13 protein-coding genes are annotated in these 16,522 nt (G+C 68.6%); 6 read left to right on the top strand and 7 right to left on the bottom strand.

The genetic code is table 11. The features are described 5' to 3' along the window. Positions 1-27 precede the first annotated feature (27 nt). A complete protein-coding gene (locus AB0N66_RS18735; RefSeq protein WP_365435724.1) occupies positions 28-561 on the top strand; it encodes an alkyl hydroperoxide reductase in 534 nt (177 codons plus the stop codon). A gap of 57 nt (positions 562-618) precedes the next feature. Here the strand turns inward: AB0N66_RS18735 and AB0N66_RS18730 are convergent, their stop codons facing one another. Beyond that, positions 619-1,842: an RNA-guided endonuclease TnpB family protein gene (locus AB0N66_RS18730; protein WP_365435721.1), complete on the bottom strand. Its 1,224-nt coding sequence runs from the start codon at positions 1,840-1,842 to the stop codon at positions 619-621. A gap of 43 nt (positions 1,843-1,885) precedes the next feature. Between AB0N66_RS18730 and tnpA the strand changes: the two genes are divergently transcribed. After that, entirely contained in the window at positions 1,886-2,284 is a 399-nt protein-coding gene (gene tnpA / locus AB0N66_RS18725) for an IS200/IS605 family transposase (RefSeq protein WP_365436076.1), read from the top strand. A 336-nt stretch (positions 2,285-2,620) separates the two neighbouring features. After that, entirely contained in the window at positions 2,621-3,643 is a 1,023-nt protein-coding gene (locus AB0N66_RS18720; RefSeq protein WP_365435718.1) for an NADP-dependent oxidoreductase, read from the top strand. 116 nt (positions 3,644-3,759) lie between these two features. Here AB0N66_RS18720 and AB0N66_RS18715 read toward each other — a convergent pair whose 3' ends face one another. Next, positions 3,760-4,056: a hypothetical protein gene (locus AB0N66_RS18715; RefSeq protein ID WP_365435715.1), complete on the bottom strand. Its 297-nt coding sequence runs from the start codon at positions 4,054-4,056 to the stop codon at positions 3,760-3,762. Between the two features lie 282 nt (positions 4,057-4,338). On the opposite strand from AB0N66_RS18715, the gene AB0N66_RS18710 reads away from it, so the two are divergent. Further along, positions 4,339-6,663, top strand: a complete 2,325-nt coding sequence (locus AB0N66_RS18710) for a transglycosylase domain-containing protein (protein WP_365435713.1) — start codon at positions 4,339-4,341, stop codon at positions 6,661-6,663. 142 nt (positions 6,664-6,805) lie between these two features. Here AB0N66_RS18710 and AB0N66_RS18705 read toward each other — a convergent pair whose 3' ends face one another. From AB0N66_RS18705 to AB0N66_RS18685, 5 genes are all read right to left on the bottom strand, one after another. Further along, positions 6,806-8,269: a catalase gene (locus AB0N66_RS18705; RefSeq protein WP_365435711.1), complete on the bottom strand. Its 1,464-nt coding sequence runs from the start codon at positions 8,267-8,269 to the stop codon at positions 6,806-6,808. Between the two features lie 154 nt (positions 8,270-8,423). Then, positions 8,424-10,565 carry a SpoIIE family protein phosphatase gene (locus AB0N66_RS18700; RefSeq protein ID WP_365435709.1) on the bottom strand — a complete coding sequence of 714 codons (2,142 nt, stop codon included), beginning with the start codon at positions 10,563-10,565 and terminating at the stop codon, positions 8,424-8,426. A gap of 322 nt (positions 10,566-10,887) precedes the next feature. Continuing rightward, positions 10,888-11,580 (bottom strand): DUF402 domain-containing protein, encoded by a 693-nt coding sequence (locus AB0N66_RS18695; protein WP_365435706.1) that lies wholly within the window; start codon positions 11,578-11,580, stop codon positions 10,888-10,890. Positions 11,581-11,695: 115 nt separating this feature from the next. Next, positions 11,696-13,081 carry a class II fumarate hydratase gene (locus AB0N66_RS18690; RefSeq protein ID WP_365435703.1) on the bottom strand — a complete coding sequence of 462 codons (1,386 nt, stop codon included), beginning with the start codon at positions 13,079-13,081 and terminating at the stop codon, positions 11,696-11,698. A gap of 227 nt (positions 13,082-13,308) precedes the next feature. Next, positions 13,309-14,979, bottom strand: coding sequence for a fumarate hydratase (locus AB0N66_RS18685; RefSeq protein WP_365435700.1), 1,671 nt, complete (start codon positions 14,977-14,979; stop codon positions 13,309-13,311). A 155-nt stretch (positions 14,980-15,134) separates the two neighbouring features. Between AB0N66_RS18685 and AB0N66_RS18680 the strand changes: the two genes are divergently transcribed. Then, positions 15,135-15,911, top strand: a complete 777-nt coding sequence (locus tag AB0N66_RS18680; RefSeq protein ID WP_365435697.1) for a DUF1707 domain-containing protein — start codon at positions 15,135-15,137, stop codon at positions 15,909-15,911. A 209-nt stretch (positions 15,912-16,120) separates the two neighbouring features. After that, positions 16,121-16,498 (top strand): WhiB family transcriptional regulator, encoded by a 378-nt coding sequence (locus AB0N66_RS18675; RefSeq protein ID WP_365435694.1) that lies wholly within the window; start codon positions 16,121-16,123, stop codon positions 16,496-16,498. The last annotated feature ends 24 nt before the right edge of the window (positions 16,499-16,522 follow it).

Raw genomic sequence — 16,522 nt, 5'->3', positions numbered from 1 at the left:
CCTGCCGGCCGGTGAGTGACCCTTTTCATGGCTCTCGACGAACTGAAGTCCGCCATCCCGGACTACGCGAAGGACCTGCGCCTCAACCTCGACTCGGTCACCGGCAACTCCAGGCTCTCCCCGCAGCAGTTGTGGGGGACGCTGCTGGTGTGCGCCATCGCTTCCCGTTCCCCCCGTGTGCTGCGGGAGTTGGCGCCCGAGGCCAAGGCGAACCTGTCCGCCGAGGCGTACACCGCCGCCAGGTCGGCTGCCGCCGTCATGGCTATGAACAACGTCTTCTACCGCACGCGCCACCTGCTCTCCGACCCGGAGTACGGGAAGCTGCGCACCGGTCTGCGGATGAACGTCATCGGCAACCCAGGTGTCGAGAAGGTCGACTTCGAGCTGTGGTCGCTCGCCGTCTCCGCGGTCAACGGCTGCGGTGACTGCCTCGACTCCCACGAGCAGGTGCTCCGTAGGGCCGGGGTGGACCGCGAGACGATCCAGGAGGCGTTCAAGATCGCGGCGGTCGTCCAGGCCGTCGGTACGACGCTGGACGCCGAGGCGGTTCTCGCGGATTGACTTGCTCCTCGGCCTGAAGCCCAAGGATTCTGGCCTTCTCGTCCGGACTCTGTGCCGCTACGCGGCACGGCGTTCGGGCGGGTGTCCGTGGCTTCCTGTTTCTTCGCGCTGTGCCAGAACGGGTTCTGGTCTTACCGGCGCTCCGCAGGCTGTGACCGCCAGTCCGGCGGCCGTGTTGATGTTGATCGCGGCATTGTGGTCCCGGTCGTGGACGGCGCCGCAGGCGGCACACGTCCACTCCCGGACGTTCAGGGGCTTGGGCCCGTCTTTGACGCCGCAGGCCGAGCAGACCTGGCTGGTCGGCTCGAACCGGCCGATCTTGACCAGGGCGCGGCCGTACCGGGCCGCCTTGTACTCCAGCATGCGCACGAAAGCCGACCATCCGGCATCGTGAACACTCTTGGCCAGCCGGGTACGCGCCAGTGCGGACACCGCCAGGTCCTCCACGCCGATCGCTTGGTTGTCGCGGATCAGTTGGGTGGAGAGCTGGTGGTGGAACTCGCGGCGGGCGTCGGTGACCTGCGCATGGGCGCGAGCCACCTTGAGACGGGTCTTCTCCCGGTTCCTGGATCCCTGCTGCTTGCGGGACAGCTCCCGCTGCGCCTTCTTCAGTTTCTTCTCCGCCCGGCGCAGAAACCTTGGGGAGTCGATCTTCGTGCCGTCGGACAGCACGGCGAAGTGCGTCAGTCCGAGGTCGATACCGACGCTCCGGCCGGTGTCGGGCATCCGGTCGGCGTCGGCGGCCGGGTCGGTGTCGATGACGAAGCTGGCGAAGTACCGGCCCGCCGCGTCCTTGACCACCGTGACCGAGCTGGGTTGTGCGGGCAGGGTCCGGGACCACTTCACCCTGACCTCGCCGATCTTCGGGAGGTTCAGCCTGCCACTGCCGGTGACCGACCAGCGGGCGTTGGCAGTGAACCGGATCGACTGGCGGTTGTCCTTGCGGGACTTGAAACGGGGCGGGCCCAGCTTCGGACCCTTGCGGGCACCTTTGAGGGAGGCGAAGAAGTTTCTGTAGGCGGCCTCGGCGTCGCGCAGGGACTGCTGGAGGACGACGGCGGAGACCTCGCCCAGCCAGGACCGTCCGGCGGTCTGCTTCGCCTCGGTGATCAGCCGCTTCGACAGCTCACCGGCCGCCGGGAACGCCTCGCCCGCGGTGCGGGCGTCCTCGCGGGCACGCACCGCGTCGTTGAACACGACGCGGGCGCACCCGAACGCCCTCGCCAGCGCGGTGCGTTGGCCGGAGTCCGGGTACAGGCGGAAGCTGTACCGAAGCTGCATACGGGCGACGATACATACTTGGGTTATGGGCGAGATGTAGAAGATCAGGACTGGCCGGCACTGTGCTTTCGTGATGCATGTTCACTTGGTCTTCGTGACCAAGTTCCGGCATAAAGTGTTCACCGATGCTCATCTGGCGCGGATGGAGGAGATCATGCGGTCGGTGTGCGCGGACTTCGAGTGCGAACTGGTGGAGTTCAACGGCGAGGACAACCACGTCCACCTCCTGGTGAACTTCCCGCCCAAAATCGCCGTCACCAAACTCGTCAACTCCCTCAAGGGCGTCTCCTCCCGCCGCCTGCGCCAGGAATTCCCCGACCTGGTACGCCACTACTGGCGGGCCAACAAACTCTGGTCCGGTTCCTACTTCGCCGGAACCGTAGGCGGCGCCCCGCTCTCCTTGGTCAAGCAGTACATCCAACAGCAGAACCGGCCGGTGTGAGCACGGCCAGGCTCTACCGGGGACGAGCAGTCACGGCGCTCCGCGCCGCAGCCGGCGGGCACCCGTGGTCCGGCTCCGCCGGACAGGAATCCACGACGCTCCGCATCGCAACCATCAGATTCGCCTCACCACCAGGCTGAAGCCCGATGCACTGCGAATGAATCCCGGTAGCGCGTAGAGGCCCCGCGTTCGTTGCCGCGCCCCCGCAGCCTCCCGGGTCACAGAAGTGGTCCTCGTTCTTGACGGCGGCCGGTCCCTCGGTGTCGCATCCCAAGCCGCACCCGGTACGGCCAGAACCGACAAGCAACACGACCCCGCTTCGGAAGGGCCCGCATCGTGACCACCACCAATCACCAGATCCGACTCGCGCAGCGGCCGGTGGGACTTCCCACCGCGGACGACTGGACGCTGACCGAGGCCGAGGTGCCCGAGCCGGGTCCTGGGGAGTTCGTCATCGCCGTCTCGCACCTCTCGATCGATCCGGCGATGCGGGTCTGGATGAATCCGGGGGCGTCGTACGTCCCTGCCGTCGAGATCGGTGCCGTGATGCGCGCCGGCGCGACAGGCGAGGTCACGGTCTCCAGACATCCCGACTTCGCGGTGGGCGACCACGTCTACGGCAGCTTTGGCGTACAGGAGTACGCCCTGTCGGACGGCAAGGGCGTCGAAAAGCTCGACCTGTCACTCGCTCCCGAGCACACCTACCTCGGCGCGCTGGGCGTCGCCGGGCTCACGGCGTACTTCGGACTGCTCGACGTGGCCAGGATCAAGCCCGGGGAGGTCGTCGTGGTCTCCGGCGCCGCGGGAGCGGTCGGAAGCGTCGTCGGGCAGATCGCGAAGATCCACGGCTGTCGGGTCATCGGGATCGCGGGCGGGCCGCGGAAGTGCCGGACGATCGTCGAGGAGTTCGGCTGCGACGAGGCGATCGACTACAAGTCCGAGAACCTTCGCGACGCGCTGCGCAAGCACGCGCCGGACGGAGTCGACGTGTACTTCGACAACGTCGGCGGAAAGACTCTGGACGCGGTGCTGACCCGCCTTGCTCGCGGTGCCCGCATCGTCATCTGCGGCTCGGTGTCCCAGTACAACGCCACGGAGCGGCCGCCCGGTCCGGCGAACTACATGGCCCTGCTCCCGGCGAGAGCGTCGATGACGGGAATGGTCGTTTTCGACTACAAGGACCGCTACCCGGAGGCGGGCGCCGAGCTGGTCCGATGGCTGCGGGACGGCCGCCTGCGCTCACGGGAGCACATCGTCGAAGGCGGCGTCCGCGCGTTCCCGGAAACCCTGCTCAAGCTGTTCTCGGGTGAGAACACCGGAAAGCTGATCCTCGCGCTCGGCAACCAACGGGCGGTGTGAGGAGCGGGGTTCCTCGAAGGTCGCCCTCCCCGGTCCGGGGAGGGTCACAAGGTGTGCGCCCCACCCACAGATCGGCGTGCCAACCCCCGCGTCACCAACCTGTCCGGACAACACACCTAGCTCTCTGGCTTCCCGGAAACAGGCGGCCGCCCCCGCCGGGGGATCGGCCCGGTCCCGCCCGGCAGTCGCCCCGCCTCCGCCAGCGCCCTGCGCAGCAGGAACTCGATCTGGGCGTTGGCGGAGCGCAGTTCGTCCCCGGCCCAGCGGGCCAGTGCGTCGTGGACGAGCGGATCCAGCCGCAGCAGCACCTGCTTGCGCTGTTGCCGCGGCCGTCGCCCGGGAGCGGAACCGGCACCAGGACCCGCGGAGTCGTGATCGTCGTGGGCGGAGTCGTGAGAGTCGTGCGTGGACACGAGCGTCCCCCGTGGTTGTGGCCGGTGACCTACACCGCAGTCGGCCTGCCGTACGGCATATCTTAGTTCTATCTAAGTGATAACACTTTACTCCGCTCAGCAACCTTCTGCCTCTCTCGCTAGTCGGTTCCATTGAGGCTGGAGTGTGTCGCGTGCTGATTCTCACGTCCGTAAAAGACCGGATCGGCTGCCCTTTGTCATATCGCGCGGTGTTAGTTTGCTGAGCTGACCTGAGCTACGAACCTGTGTGCCACACGAGAGTGAAGCGGAGCGGATCGACCCATGGGACGAGCGGATGAGAGACGAGCGCGGCAGGCGCAGGGCCACCGCCGCGCGGCGCCCAAGCGCTCGGCCAGGGGCAAGGGCAAGGACTCGGCCGGGGGCAAGGAGAAGGCCGGCCGCCGCAGTGGCATACGCCGGTTCCTCAACTGGAAGACGCTTCTCGGCACGTTCTTCGGCTTCTGCCTGCTCGGCATGGGCGCCTTCATCGTGCTCTACATGGTCGTTGACGTGCCCGAGGGCAACGCGGCCGCGGAGTTGCAGAGCAACATCTACCAGTACAGCGATGGCACGACCCTCGCCCGCACCGGCAAGGTCAACCGTGAGGTCGTGGAACTGGCCAAGGTGCCCAAGGGTGTGCAGAAGACCTTCGTCGCCGCCGAGAACAAGTCCTTCTACACGGACTCGGGAATCGACTTCAAGGGCACGGCCCGCGGTCTGATCAACACCCTGTCCGGCAAGGGCCTGCAGGGTGGTTCGACGATCACCCAGCAGTACGTCAAGAACTACTACCTCACCCAGGACCAGACCGTCACGCGCAAGCTGAAGGAAATGGTCATCTCCCTGAAGGTGGACCAGCAGCAGTCCAAGGACGACATCCTCGCGGGCTACATCAACACCAGCTACTACGGCCGTAACGCGTACGGCATCCAGGCAGCGGCGCAGGCGTACTACCGCGTCGACGCGAGTGAGCTCACCGTCGCGCAGGGCGCGTATCTCGCCTCGCTCCTCCAGGCGCCGAGCCAGTACGACTGGGCGGTCGCCACGGACGACGGCAAGGCACTGGTCACGGCCCGCTGGAACTACACCCTGGACAACATGGTCGAGCAGGGCTGGCTGGACTCGACCGAGCGCGAGGCCATGAAGTTCCCGGTGCCCAAGGACCCGCAGGGCGCGCCCGGTATGGAGGGCCAGACCGGCTATCTCGTGGACGAGGCCAACAACGCGCTGGCGAAGCAACTCGTCGCCCAGGGCACGGCCGCCGACCAGGACGACGCGACGGCGATGGTCACGGCGGGCGGCTGGACCATCAAGCTCAACATCGACAAGAAGAAGCAGGGGCAGCTGGAGGACGCCGTCAAGGCGAAGCTGACCAGCAACCTGGACGCCAAGAAGCGGGACGTCGACGCGAACGTCCAGGCCGGCGCCGTGTCCGTCGACCCGAATACCGGCAAGGTCCTCGCGATGTACGGCGGCACGGACTACTTCAAGCACTACATCAACAACGCGACCCGCGACGACTACCAGCCCGCGTCCACCTTCAAGCCGCTGATCTTCGCTGCGGCCCTGGAGCAGAGCGCCAAGACGCAGGACGACAAGCCGATCACGGCGAGCACGGTCTACGACGGTACGAGCGGCCGCTCCGTGAAGGGCAGCGACATCGCCTTCTCGCCGCCGAACGAGGACGACCAGGACTACGGCGACGTCACCGTCCAGACCGCGATGAACAAGTCCATCAACTCCGTCTTCGCGCAGATGGGCGTCGACGTCGGCATGGACAACGTGCTGAAGGTCGCGGGCGAACTCGGCATGGACACCAAGGGAGTGCAGGCGGTCCCCGCGCAGACCCTGGGCACCATGGGCGCGAGCCCGCTGGACATGGCCGGCGCGTACGCGACCCTCGACAACCACGGCAAGAAGGTCACCCCGGCCATCGTGGCGTCGGCGGAGCACAAGGACCGTACGGTCAAGTTCGCCGACCCGATCGGCGAGCAGGTCATCAGCGAAGAAGCCGCCGACACGGTCACCTCCGTACTGACCGGTGTGGTCGACGACGGTACGGCCAAGGTCTCGGTGGCCCAGGCCGACGGCCGCAAGGGCCAGCAGGTCGCGGGCAAGACGGGTACCTCCGACGACAACAAGTCGGCCTGGTTCACCGGCTACACGCCGAACCTGGTCACCTCGGTCGGCCTGTTCGGCGAGGGCGCGGTCGGCAGCAAGGACGCGGGCAAGCAGGTCTCCCTGAGCGGCGCCGCGGGCGGCGGCCGCGTCAACGGCGGTGGCTTCCCGGCCGAGATCTGGGCGGACTACACCTTCGGCGCGATGGGCAAGGTCACCAAGTTCGACCTGGACACCACTCAGGGCGCGGCGGTGAAGCCCACCGTGACGCCCACCATCACGCAGACGCCGTCGAGCACCCCCTCGGAGGAGCCGACCACCGAGGAACCGACGACCAAGCCGCCGACGGCCACCACCAGCGCTCCCGAGACCCCGTCGGAAGAGCCCACCACGACGGAGCCGACGACCGAGGACCCGACCACTCCCACGGCACCATCGACCATCGGGATCCCGGAGGATCCGGCTGATCCTGGCAGGGACAGTCCGTAAGCACGGCACAGTCCGCAAGCACGGCACAGTCCGCAAGCACGGCACAGTCCGCAAGCACGACACAGTCCCTATGCACGAAACAGTCCATAAGCACGACGAAGGGGGCGCCCGGTGGATCCACCGGGCGCCCCCTCGCTCGTACTCAGCCTCCGTTGAGGTTGTTCGCGATCCGGTCGCCGATTTCCTTGTCGACGTTGCGCCAGTACTGGATGGCGCGGTCGAGCACGGGGCGCGAGACACCGGCCTTCAGGTGGCCGCTGATGTTGGACACCAGCCGGTCGCGGGCCGCGTCGTCCAGCACCTGGCGGACCATCGTGCCCGCCTGGCCCCAGTCGTCGTCCTCGCGGTGCAGCTTGTACGCCTCGCGCACCAGCTCGCCGGCGGTCTGCCAGCTCGCGGGGTCGCCGAAGCGTCCGTAGTCGGCCGCGGGGCCGCCGTAGGAGTTGGGCGCGTACGGCATCGCCGCGTTGGACGCCTCGTAGCGCATCGCGCCGTCCTTGGCGTACGAGTTCACCGGGGAGCGCGGCCGGTTGGGCGGCAGCTGGGTGTAGTTCGCGCCGATCCGGTACCGGTGGGTGTCCGGGTACGAGAAGAGCCGGCCGAGCAGCATCTTGTCGGGCGAGGGGCCGATGCCCGGCACCAGGTTCGACGGCTCGAACGCGGCCTGCTCGATGTGGATGAAGTAGTCGTCCGGGTTCTCGTTGAGGGTCATCCGGCCGACGTCGATCAGCGGGTAGTCCCCCTGCGGCCAGACCTTGGTCAGGTCGAAGGGGTTGAAGCGGTAGTCCGCCGCGTCCTCGAACGGCATGATCTGGACCTTGAGGGACCAGGTCGGTGCGTTCCCGGACTCGATCGACTCGTACAGGTCCCGGCGGTGCTTGTCCGCGTCGGAACCGGCCAGCTCGTCCGCCTCGGCCTGGAGGAGGAACTCGATGCCCTGGTCGGTCTTGAAGTGGTACTTCACCCAGAACCGCTCACCGGCGCCGTTGATCCACATGTAGGTGTGGGAGCTGTAGCCGTTCATGTGGCGGTACGTCTTCGGGATGCCCCGGTCGCCCATCAGCCAGGTCACCTGGTGCGCCGACTCGGGGGAGAGGGTCCAGAAGTCCCACTGCATGTCGTTGCTGCGCAGCCCGGTGGCCGGGTGGCGCTTCTGCGAGCGGATGAAGTCCTGGAACTTGATCGTGTCACGGACGAAGAAGACCGGGGTGTTGTTGCCCACGAGGTCGTAATTGCCGTGCTCGGTGTAGAACTTGAGCGCGAAACCGCGGGGGTCGCGCCAGGTGTCGGGCGAGCCCTGCTCACCGGCGACGGTGGAGAACCGCGCCAGCATGTCGGTGCGCTTGCCCGGCTGGAAGAGGTCGGCCTTGGTGAACTGGCTGACGTCGTTGGTGACTTCGAAGAAGCCGTACGCGCCACTGCCCTTGGCGTGCACCACACGCTCGGGGACCCGCTCCCGGTTGAACTGGGCCATCTTCTCGATGAGGTAGTGGTCCTGGAGCAGGATCGGGCCGTCGGGACCCACGGTGAGCGAGTGTTCGTCGCTCTCCACCGGAATTCCGACGTTGTTCGTGGTGTACGGAGCCTTCTGGGGTGCCTGCGTCACGAGCGTCCTCCCGTCAAAGAAGAGGGTTGTTTTAGGTCGCTTCGTCCACCACAGCAGTCAACTCCGCCGACGGGATGTCGGCAACATTTGGACGGGATCTAATCTCGGTTCAAATCTGAATGGCCGCTGTGGGGATCCCGCGCGGGTACCCCCCTCAGCTCCGGTTCAACTCGAACCAGACGACCTTTCCCGTGCTCAGCCGCGTGGCTCCCCACCGTCTGGCCAGTTTGTTGACCAGGATCAGCCCGCGGCCGCCCTCGTCGGTGGCACGCGCCTGCCGCAGCCGCGGCAGCTGCGGCACGTCGTCGCCGACCTCGCAGCGCAGTACGTCCGTACGCAGCAGCCGCAGTGTCACCGGCCGTGACGCATAGCGCACGGCGTTGGTCACCACCTCGCTGACGAGCAGCTCCACGGAGTCGCTCATCTCCTCCATGCCCCAGCGGGCCAGCGCCCGCCGGGCGAGCTTGCGGGCCCGTCCCGGGGCCGCGTCCTCCGGCTCCAGGTACCAGTACGCGACATCGCTCGGCGCGATCCCGTCGAAGCGGGCGGCGAGCAGCGCGATGTCGTCGTCCCGGTCGCCCGGGCCGAGCATGTCCAGCACGTCGTCGCAGAGCGCTTCCAGCGGCGGCGGATGGTCGGGCCCGGTCAGAGCCGCGGTCGCGGCCAGCCGCTCGCGCAGCTGCTCTATCCCGGTCCACACGTCCCGGAGCCGGGACTCGACCAGGCCGTCGGTGTACAGCAGCAGCGTCGCCCCGGCGGGCGCGTCCAGCTCCACCGCCTCGAAGTCCACCCCGCCTACGCCGATGGGGGCGCCCGGCGGCACCCGCAGCACCTCGGCCCGGCCGCCCAGGTGCAGCAGGACCGGCGGCGGATGGCCCGCGTTGGCGATCGTGATCCGGTGCGAGACCGGGTCGTAGACGGCGTACAGGCAGGTCGCCATCCGGTCGGTCCCCAGCCGCTGTGCCTGCTCGTCGAGGTGGTGCAGCACCTCCTGCGGCGGCAGATCGAGCCCGGCGAGGGTCTGCGCGGTCGTCCGCAGCTGGCCCATGATGGCGGCCGAGGTCATCGAGTGGCCCATGACGTCACCGACGACGAGGGCGACACGGCTGCCCGGCAGCGGGATCGCGTCGTACCAGTCGCCGCCGACGCGCGCGGTCTCGGCGGCCGGAAGATAGCGGGACGCCAGCCGCACACCGGTGGGCTTGGGCAGGGTCTCGGGCAGCATCGTGCGCTGCAGCTCGTCGGCGATGTACGCCTCACGCCCGTACAGCACCGCCTTGTCGATCCCGAGCGCGGTGTGCGTGGCGAGCTGGGCGGCGACCAGCAGGTCATCGGTCTCGAAGGCGAGCCGCTCCGGACGGCGCAGGAACAGTGCGGCGCCGATCACCCGGCGGCGGCCGCGCAGCGGAGCCAGGATCGCGCGCTGCCCGCACGGCACGGACAGCTCGTCGCCGAGCAGCTCGGGCAGCGCGGCACGGGCCGCGGGCGCGTCCGCGAACACGGGCCGCACACCGCGCAGCACCTCGGCGAGGGCGCCGCCGGGGCGCACCTCGCACAGCTCGGCGGAGACCGGCGGCAGCTCGACGGGCTCCGGCTGGAACGCGGGCGGCAGGACGTTCTCGGTGTCCCGCTCCGAGGGGATCCGGTCGGTGCGCCGCAGCCGCAGCACGAGGGGCCCGGTGGGCCGCTCGTCGCCGACCGGCAGCGGGTCGCGCAGAAAGACCAGGATCTCGTCCGAGAAGGTCGGCACGGTCGCCCGGCACAGGCCCATCACGATCTCGTCGAGGTCGATGCCCCGGGCGATCCTGCGGGTCGCGGCGCCCACGAAGCGCAGCCGGTCCCCGTCCCGCCGCATCGGCATCGGGCCACCCGGCGGCAGCCCCTGCCCGGTACGCCGCTCCTTGCTGCCCGAGCTCCCCGACGGCCGCTCCTGATCGGAGCCCTGCTGGACCGGGATGCTTTCGGAAGCGGGGCGCGGGCGGTGCGGATCGGGCACGGCGGCCGAGGACTGGGCGTGCTCGGGGCCGGAAGACGCGGGCGGAGGTGCGTCGGTGCCGGCCGAGGCCTGACCGCCGGACGGCCCGTTCGGGGGGCAGGGCACCGCCGTACCGGGTCCGGACGGGGCGTCGCCCGCGCGGGCCTGTACCGGCAGCCCAGTGCTTCCTGGGGTCGGTGACGGCTGCTCCGGGGTATGCAGGAGCGCCCCGCGTGGGTCCGCGGGGGCGGCTGGCCGGCCGGCGCCGGACTTGCGGCGCTCGTGCGAGGTGGGGTGCTCCGTCACGCGTGTCGAATCCATCCGTCCGGGGCTGTGCGCCGTACGCACAGTTCGTCCCGCAGCCCCGATACCCGGAATGTGTGCCCCAGGAACGGAATCTGCGCGTCGTCAGGACCGGGTCGGTCCGTTACCGGCCGGAGCGCCGTTGTGGCTCCGCCGGTCGCCGCGGTCCGGTCCGGCCGCCTGCCCGCCGTACGGCCGTGGCCCTCGTACGCCTCGCTCACGTCCTGCCGCCCCTCGGTGACGTATGGTCAAGCCCGCCCCATACTGCGGGAGTTGTTCCTGCCGTGCGCCCTTGCGGAAGACGATCCTACGGTTGTACCACGGGGGCGCATCAAGGGTCTCATGAGGACACATGCGCGGGCGTACGGTCCCAGTCATCGGGCAGAGCGGGAACCGGCCACGCCGGATCGGGGCGCCAGTGCTGCCAGCCGTCGCGGAACGGCGAACCCCATGCGCGGATCACGTCCACCGCGGCCCACCCCGCTTGCCTTACCTTTTCGGCCAGTTGGGCGTCCATCAGACCGACCCGCTGAGCCTGCGCGAACTCGTCCTCGTCCAGCCAGCGCCAACTCCGGTCCGGGTGCACGGCGATGTCCAGGAAGTGGTCCTCCGAGTCGACGCCGCCCTCCCAACGGGCCAGCGGCACCTCAAGGTTCACGTACCAGTTCTTGAAACGCCATCCAGGCTCCCAGAAGAGCCACACCGACCAGGGCTCACCGGGGCGCGCCAGCTTGAGCACCCCCGTGCCGAACCAGCGGTCGAGCCGCACCGTGCGCGGCTTCGTGTAGCGGGACTCGAGCGGCTCTCCATGCACGGGTGTGCCGTCGGCGAGCACCGGCCTCACACACTCCGTGCCGGGCGCCATCCATACCGCGAGCAGATCCTCGTCGTCCTGTACGACGGTCACGGGGCGGCAGATGTGGAAGCGCGCGCCGGCGTTCTCCCGGTACCGCCACAGGATCTGACTCCCGGGGGCCCAGTGCGCCGTCGAGCCGCCCGCTTCCACTTCTCTCACCGCTCCACCGTCTGTCATGACCAGATATTAGGTGCCCGGGGCATACGACGCTGTGGAGTGCGTCATGGTTCTCCCCACCGGCCGCAGGACGTTACGGAGGTGTCATCAGCCGTTTTTCGAAGGGCAGAACCCGTTACGGCCGCGTCATCCGCAGGACATCCAACGCCTCGTCCAACTGCTCGACCGTCAGGTCGCCACGCTCCACGTACCCCGACTCCACGATGACCTGGCGGATCGTCTTCCGCTCCGCCAGCGCCTTCTTGGCGACCTTGGCGGCCTCCTCGTACCCGATGTACTTGTTCAGCGGCGTGACGACGGACGGCGACGACTCGGCGTACTCCCGGGCCCGTTCGCGGTGCGCGACGATTCCGTCGACAGTCCGGTCGGCCAGCAGCCGCGAGACGTTGGCGAGCAGCCGGACGGACTCCAGCACGTTCTTGCCGATGACGGGCAGCATGACGTTGAGCTCGAAGTTCCCGGCGGCTCCGGCGGTGGCGACGGTCACGTCATTGCCGATGACCTGCGCGGCGACCATCAGCACGGCCTCGGGAATGACCGGATTCACCTTGCCCGGCATGATCGAGGACCCCGGCTGCAGATCCGGCAGACTGATCTCGGCGAGCCCCGTACGCGGCCCGGAAGCCATCCACCGCAGGTCGTTCGCGATCTTCGTCAGCCCGACCGCGATCGTCCTGAGCTGCCCGCTGGTCTCCACGATCCCGTCACGCGCGCCCTGCGCCTCGAAGTGGTCGCGCGCCTCGGTCAGCGGCAGCCCGGTGTCCCTGGCCACCTCCGCGATGACGGCGGCGGAGAACCCGGGCGGCGTGTTGATCCCGGTTCCCACGGCCGTCCCGCCCAGCGGCAGCTCGGCCAGCCGCGGCAGCGAGGCATTGAGCCGCTCGACCCCGTACCGCACCTGGGCCGCGTACCCCCCGAACTCCTGCCCCAGCGTCACCGGCGTGGCGTCCATCAGGTGCGTACGCCCCGACTTCACGACGTCGGCGAACTCCTCGGACTTGCGCGTGAGCGCGGCGGCGAGGTGATCGAGGGCCGGGATGAGGTCCCGGGTCACGGCGGCGGTGGCGGCGATGTGGATGGAGGAGGGGAACACGTCGTTCGACGACTGGGACGCGTTGACATGATCATTGGGGTGTACGTCCCTGCCGAGCCGCTCGGTCGCGAGCGTGGCGATGACCTCGTTGGCGTTCATGTTGGACGAGGTTCCTGACCCCGTCTGGAACACGTCCACGGGGAAGTGCGCGTCCCAGTCACCCCGGGCGACTTCGGCGGCCGCCTCCTGGATGGCCTCGGCGATGTCCTTCCCGACGACACCCAGCTCGCCGTTCACCTTCGCCGCGGCCGCCTTGATCCGGGCGAGGGCTTCGATGTGAGCGCGTTCGAGATGCTGGCCGGAGATCGGGAAGTTCTCCACGGCCCGCTGCGTCTGGGCCCGCCACTTGGCGTCTGCGGGGACATGGACTTCGCCCATGGAGTCGTGCTCGATGCGGTAGTCGGTCATACAGGGGTAAGCGTGTTCGCGGGCGGTGGTGTTCCCTGGGGGGTCTTTCGCCCCCTCCGCCCCTTCCCGTCCCGTACCTCCGGGGCTCCGCCCCGTTTCAGCCTGTCCGGCGTTTGAGGACGAGGCCGTTCAGGCCGACAGCGGGGGTGTCTGGGGGCGCAGCCCCCAGACACGGGACAGGAAGGGGCGGAGGGGGCGACCGCATCTATCAGCCGCTCCGCCGCGGGCTACCCCAGCCCAGGCCCCCGTACCGGAATCGAAGTGAACGTCGGCTGAGAGAGTTGCTGCGGGCTGAAGAAGTCGTTGCCCTTGTCGTCGACGACGACGAACGCCGGGAAGTCCTCGACCTCGATCTTCCAGACGGCCTCCATGCCGAGCTCCTCGTATTCGACGACCTCGACCTTCTTGATGCAGTCCTGGGCAAGCCGCGCCGCGGGCCCACCGATCGACCCGAGATAGAAGCCCCCGTGCGTGTCACACGCGCTTGTGACCTGCGCCGACCGGTTCCCCTTCGCCAGCATCACCTTGGACCCACCCGCCGCCTGGAACTGCTCGACGTAGGAGTCCATCCGCCCGGCGGTGGTCGGCCCGAAGGAACCGGACGCGTACCCCTCGGGAGTCTTGGCCGGCCCGGCGTAGTACACCGGGTGGTCCTTCAGGTACTGCGGCATCTCCTCACCCGCGTCGAGCCGCTCCTTGATCTTGGCGTGCGCGATGTCGCGTGCCACGACGAGCGGCCCGGAGAGCGAGAGCCGGGTCTTCACCGGGTACTTCGTCAGCTCGGCGAGGATGTCGTCCATGGGCTGGTTGAGGTCGATGCGGACGACGTCGCCGTCCGTCTCCAGGTGGTCGTCCGTCGTCTCCGGAAGGAAGCGCGCCGGGTCGGTCTCCAGCTGCTCCAGGAAGACACCCTCGGCGGTGATCTTCGCGAGCGCCTGCCGGTCGGCCGAGCAGGACACCGCGATGGCGACCGGGCAGGACGCACCATGCCGCGGAAGCCGCACCACCCGCACGTCGTGGCAGAAGTACTTGCCCCCGAACTGCGCCCCGATCCCGATCCGCTGGGTCAGCTCGAAGACCTTCTGCTCAAGGTCCTTGTCCCGGAAGCCGTGCCCGAGCTCGGAACCCTCGGCCGGAATCTCGTCCAGGTAGTGCGCGGACGCGTACTTCGCGGTCTTCAGGGCGTACTCGGCGCTCGTACCGCCGACCACGATCGCCAGGTGGTACGGCGGGCACGCGGCCGTACCGAGCGAACGGATCTTCTCCTCCAGGAACTTCATCATGGAGCCCTCGTTGAGGACCGCCTTCGTCTCCTGGTAGAGGAACGACTTGTTGGCCGAACCGCCGCCCTTGGCCATGAACAGGAACTTGTACGCGCCGCCGTCCGTCGCGTACAGCTCGATCTGCGCGGGGAGGTTCGAGCCCGTGTTCTTCTCCTCCCACATGGTGAGCGGAGCCATCTGCGAGTACCGCAGGTTCAGGTTCAGGTAGGCGTCGTAGATGCCGCGCGAGAGGGCCGCCTCGTCGGAGCCCTGGGTGAGCACGTTCTGCCCGCGCTTGCCCATGACGATCGCCGTGCCGGTGTCCTGGCACATGGGCAGGACACCCGCGGCGGCGATGTTCGCGTTCTTCAGGAGGTCGAGCGCGACGAACTTGTCGTTGCCCGACGCCTCCGGGTCGTCGATGATGCGCCGCAGCTGCGCGAGATGAGCGGGCCGCAGATAGTGCTGGATGTCGTGGATGGCCTCCGCGGCGAGCTGGCGCAGCGCCTCCGGCTCGACCTTGAGGAACGTCCGCCCGTCGGCCTCGAAGGTGGAGACACCCTCCGAGGTCACCAGCCGGTACGGAGTGGTGTCCTCTCCCTGGGGGAGCAGATCGGTGTACGCGAACTCAGGCATCTAGCCCATTCCTCACTTGACGGACAGCGGCGTGCCTCCAGTGGCAGCATCCACCAGCGTAGAACCTGGCTCGGACACCGGGCTTGTGAGGTAAGGCTCAGTTCGTCATCCACGCCCCCTAGTCGCGATCTATCGCGTTTGGGTACGCTGTTGTCGTGGACCTTCAGAAGCGCCCCGACCCGACTGTCCCCACGTCTGCTCCGGCGTCTGCCCCGGTATCTGTTCAGGCGTCTGCTCCGGCGTCTGTTCAGGCGTCCGCGAAGCCGGCCGAGTTCCGTGCCTCGGACGCCGATCGCGACCGGATCGCCGACATCCTGCGCGACGCCCTCGCCGAGGGGCGCCTCACCCCGGAGGAGCACTCCGAGCGCGTGGAAGGGGTGCTGGCCACCAAGACGGTGGGCGAGCTGGACCAGTTCGTACGGGACCTGCCCGCGGCCCACGGGCCACGCGCGACCCCCGCGTACACGATCGCGCCGAACCGCCCCACGGCGGGCGCGATCCCGCTGGAGCCCGATGACAATGTGGTGGCGGTCTTCAGCGCCGCCGTCCGCAAGGGCCGCTGGCGCGCGGGCCGTCGTATCCACGCGTACTCGGTCTTCGGCAGCATCGAGATAGACCTCACCGAGGCGATATTCGAGTACCAGCAGGTCGTGATCAAGGCGATCTCGGTCTTCGGCAACGTGGAGATCCGAGTCCCGGAGAACGTGTCGTTGCGGGGCGGCGGCGCAGGCGTGCTCGGCAACTTCGAGGTGGACACGCTGGATTCGGGCGATCCCGACGCGCCCGTGATCTACGTGGACGGTCTCGCCGTACTGGGAAACGTCGAGGCGAAGCCCAAGCGGGGCAAGCTGATCGCGGACATCCTCGACCGCGTCACGGACCGGGTGTCGGACCGGCTGGACAAGAGTTTGCGCAAGCACCTGGATCGTTGACGCCTGTGAATTCGGCGGCTCCCGCGGCGAATTGGTCCAGCCGCGTCAACTCGGTACTCGTGTGGCCGCCGTGGAGAATTCCAGGGCTTCGGAACACAGTGCATAGGCGCGCGCACAGCGGGTAGGCCTTGCTGCATCGTCCCCTGGAGGGCGCTGTGGACTTCCCGCGGCGCCCGGCACGCTCGCGAAGCCGTCGTCAGGAGTAGACCGTGCTGCAACCGCCGCATCAGTCCCTGCAGGTAGCCGCCGTTCAGGCGCAGCGGGCGCCAGTGCGGGACAGGGATCAGGAAGCCCCATGGCACACGGAGGCCGTGTGCCGACGGGACGAGGCAGGCCTGTTCTTCGCGCCCTCCAAGGAGCCCACCGCGGCCCGCCTCTCCCGTGAGGAGGCGGCGAAGCGGGTCTGTGCCCGCTGCCCGGTGATGGTCGAGTGCCGGGAACACGCGCTCCTGCAACCCGAGCCGTACGGAGTGTGGGGCGGCCTCACCGCCGCCGAGCGCCGCGTGGTCCTCGCCCGTCGCCGCCGCCGCGACCTCGAACTGAAGAAGGCCGCCCACCCGACCGGATCGATAGCGGCGGCCGGCTAGACCGGAGAACACGGGAAAGGGGCG

Origin of the sequence: Streptomyces sp. NPDC093544 (assembly GCF_040683495.1) — a bacterium.
Taxonomy (GTDB): domain Bacteria; phylum Actinomycetota; class Actinomycetes; order Streptomycetales; family Streptomycetaceae; genus Streptomyces.
The sequence above is the reverse complement of the archived record's forward strand: the minus strand, read 5'-3'. Positions and strand labels throughout refer to the sequence as shown.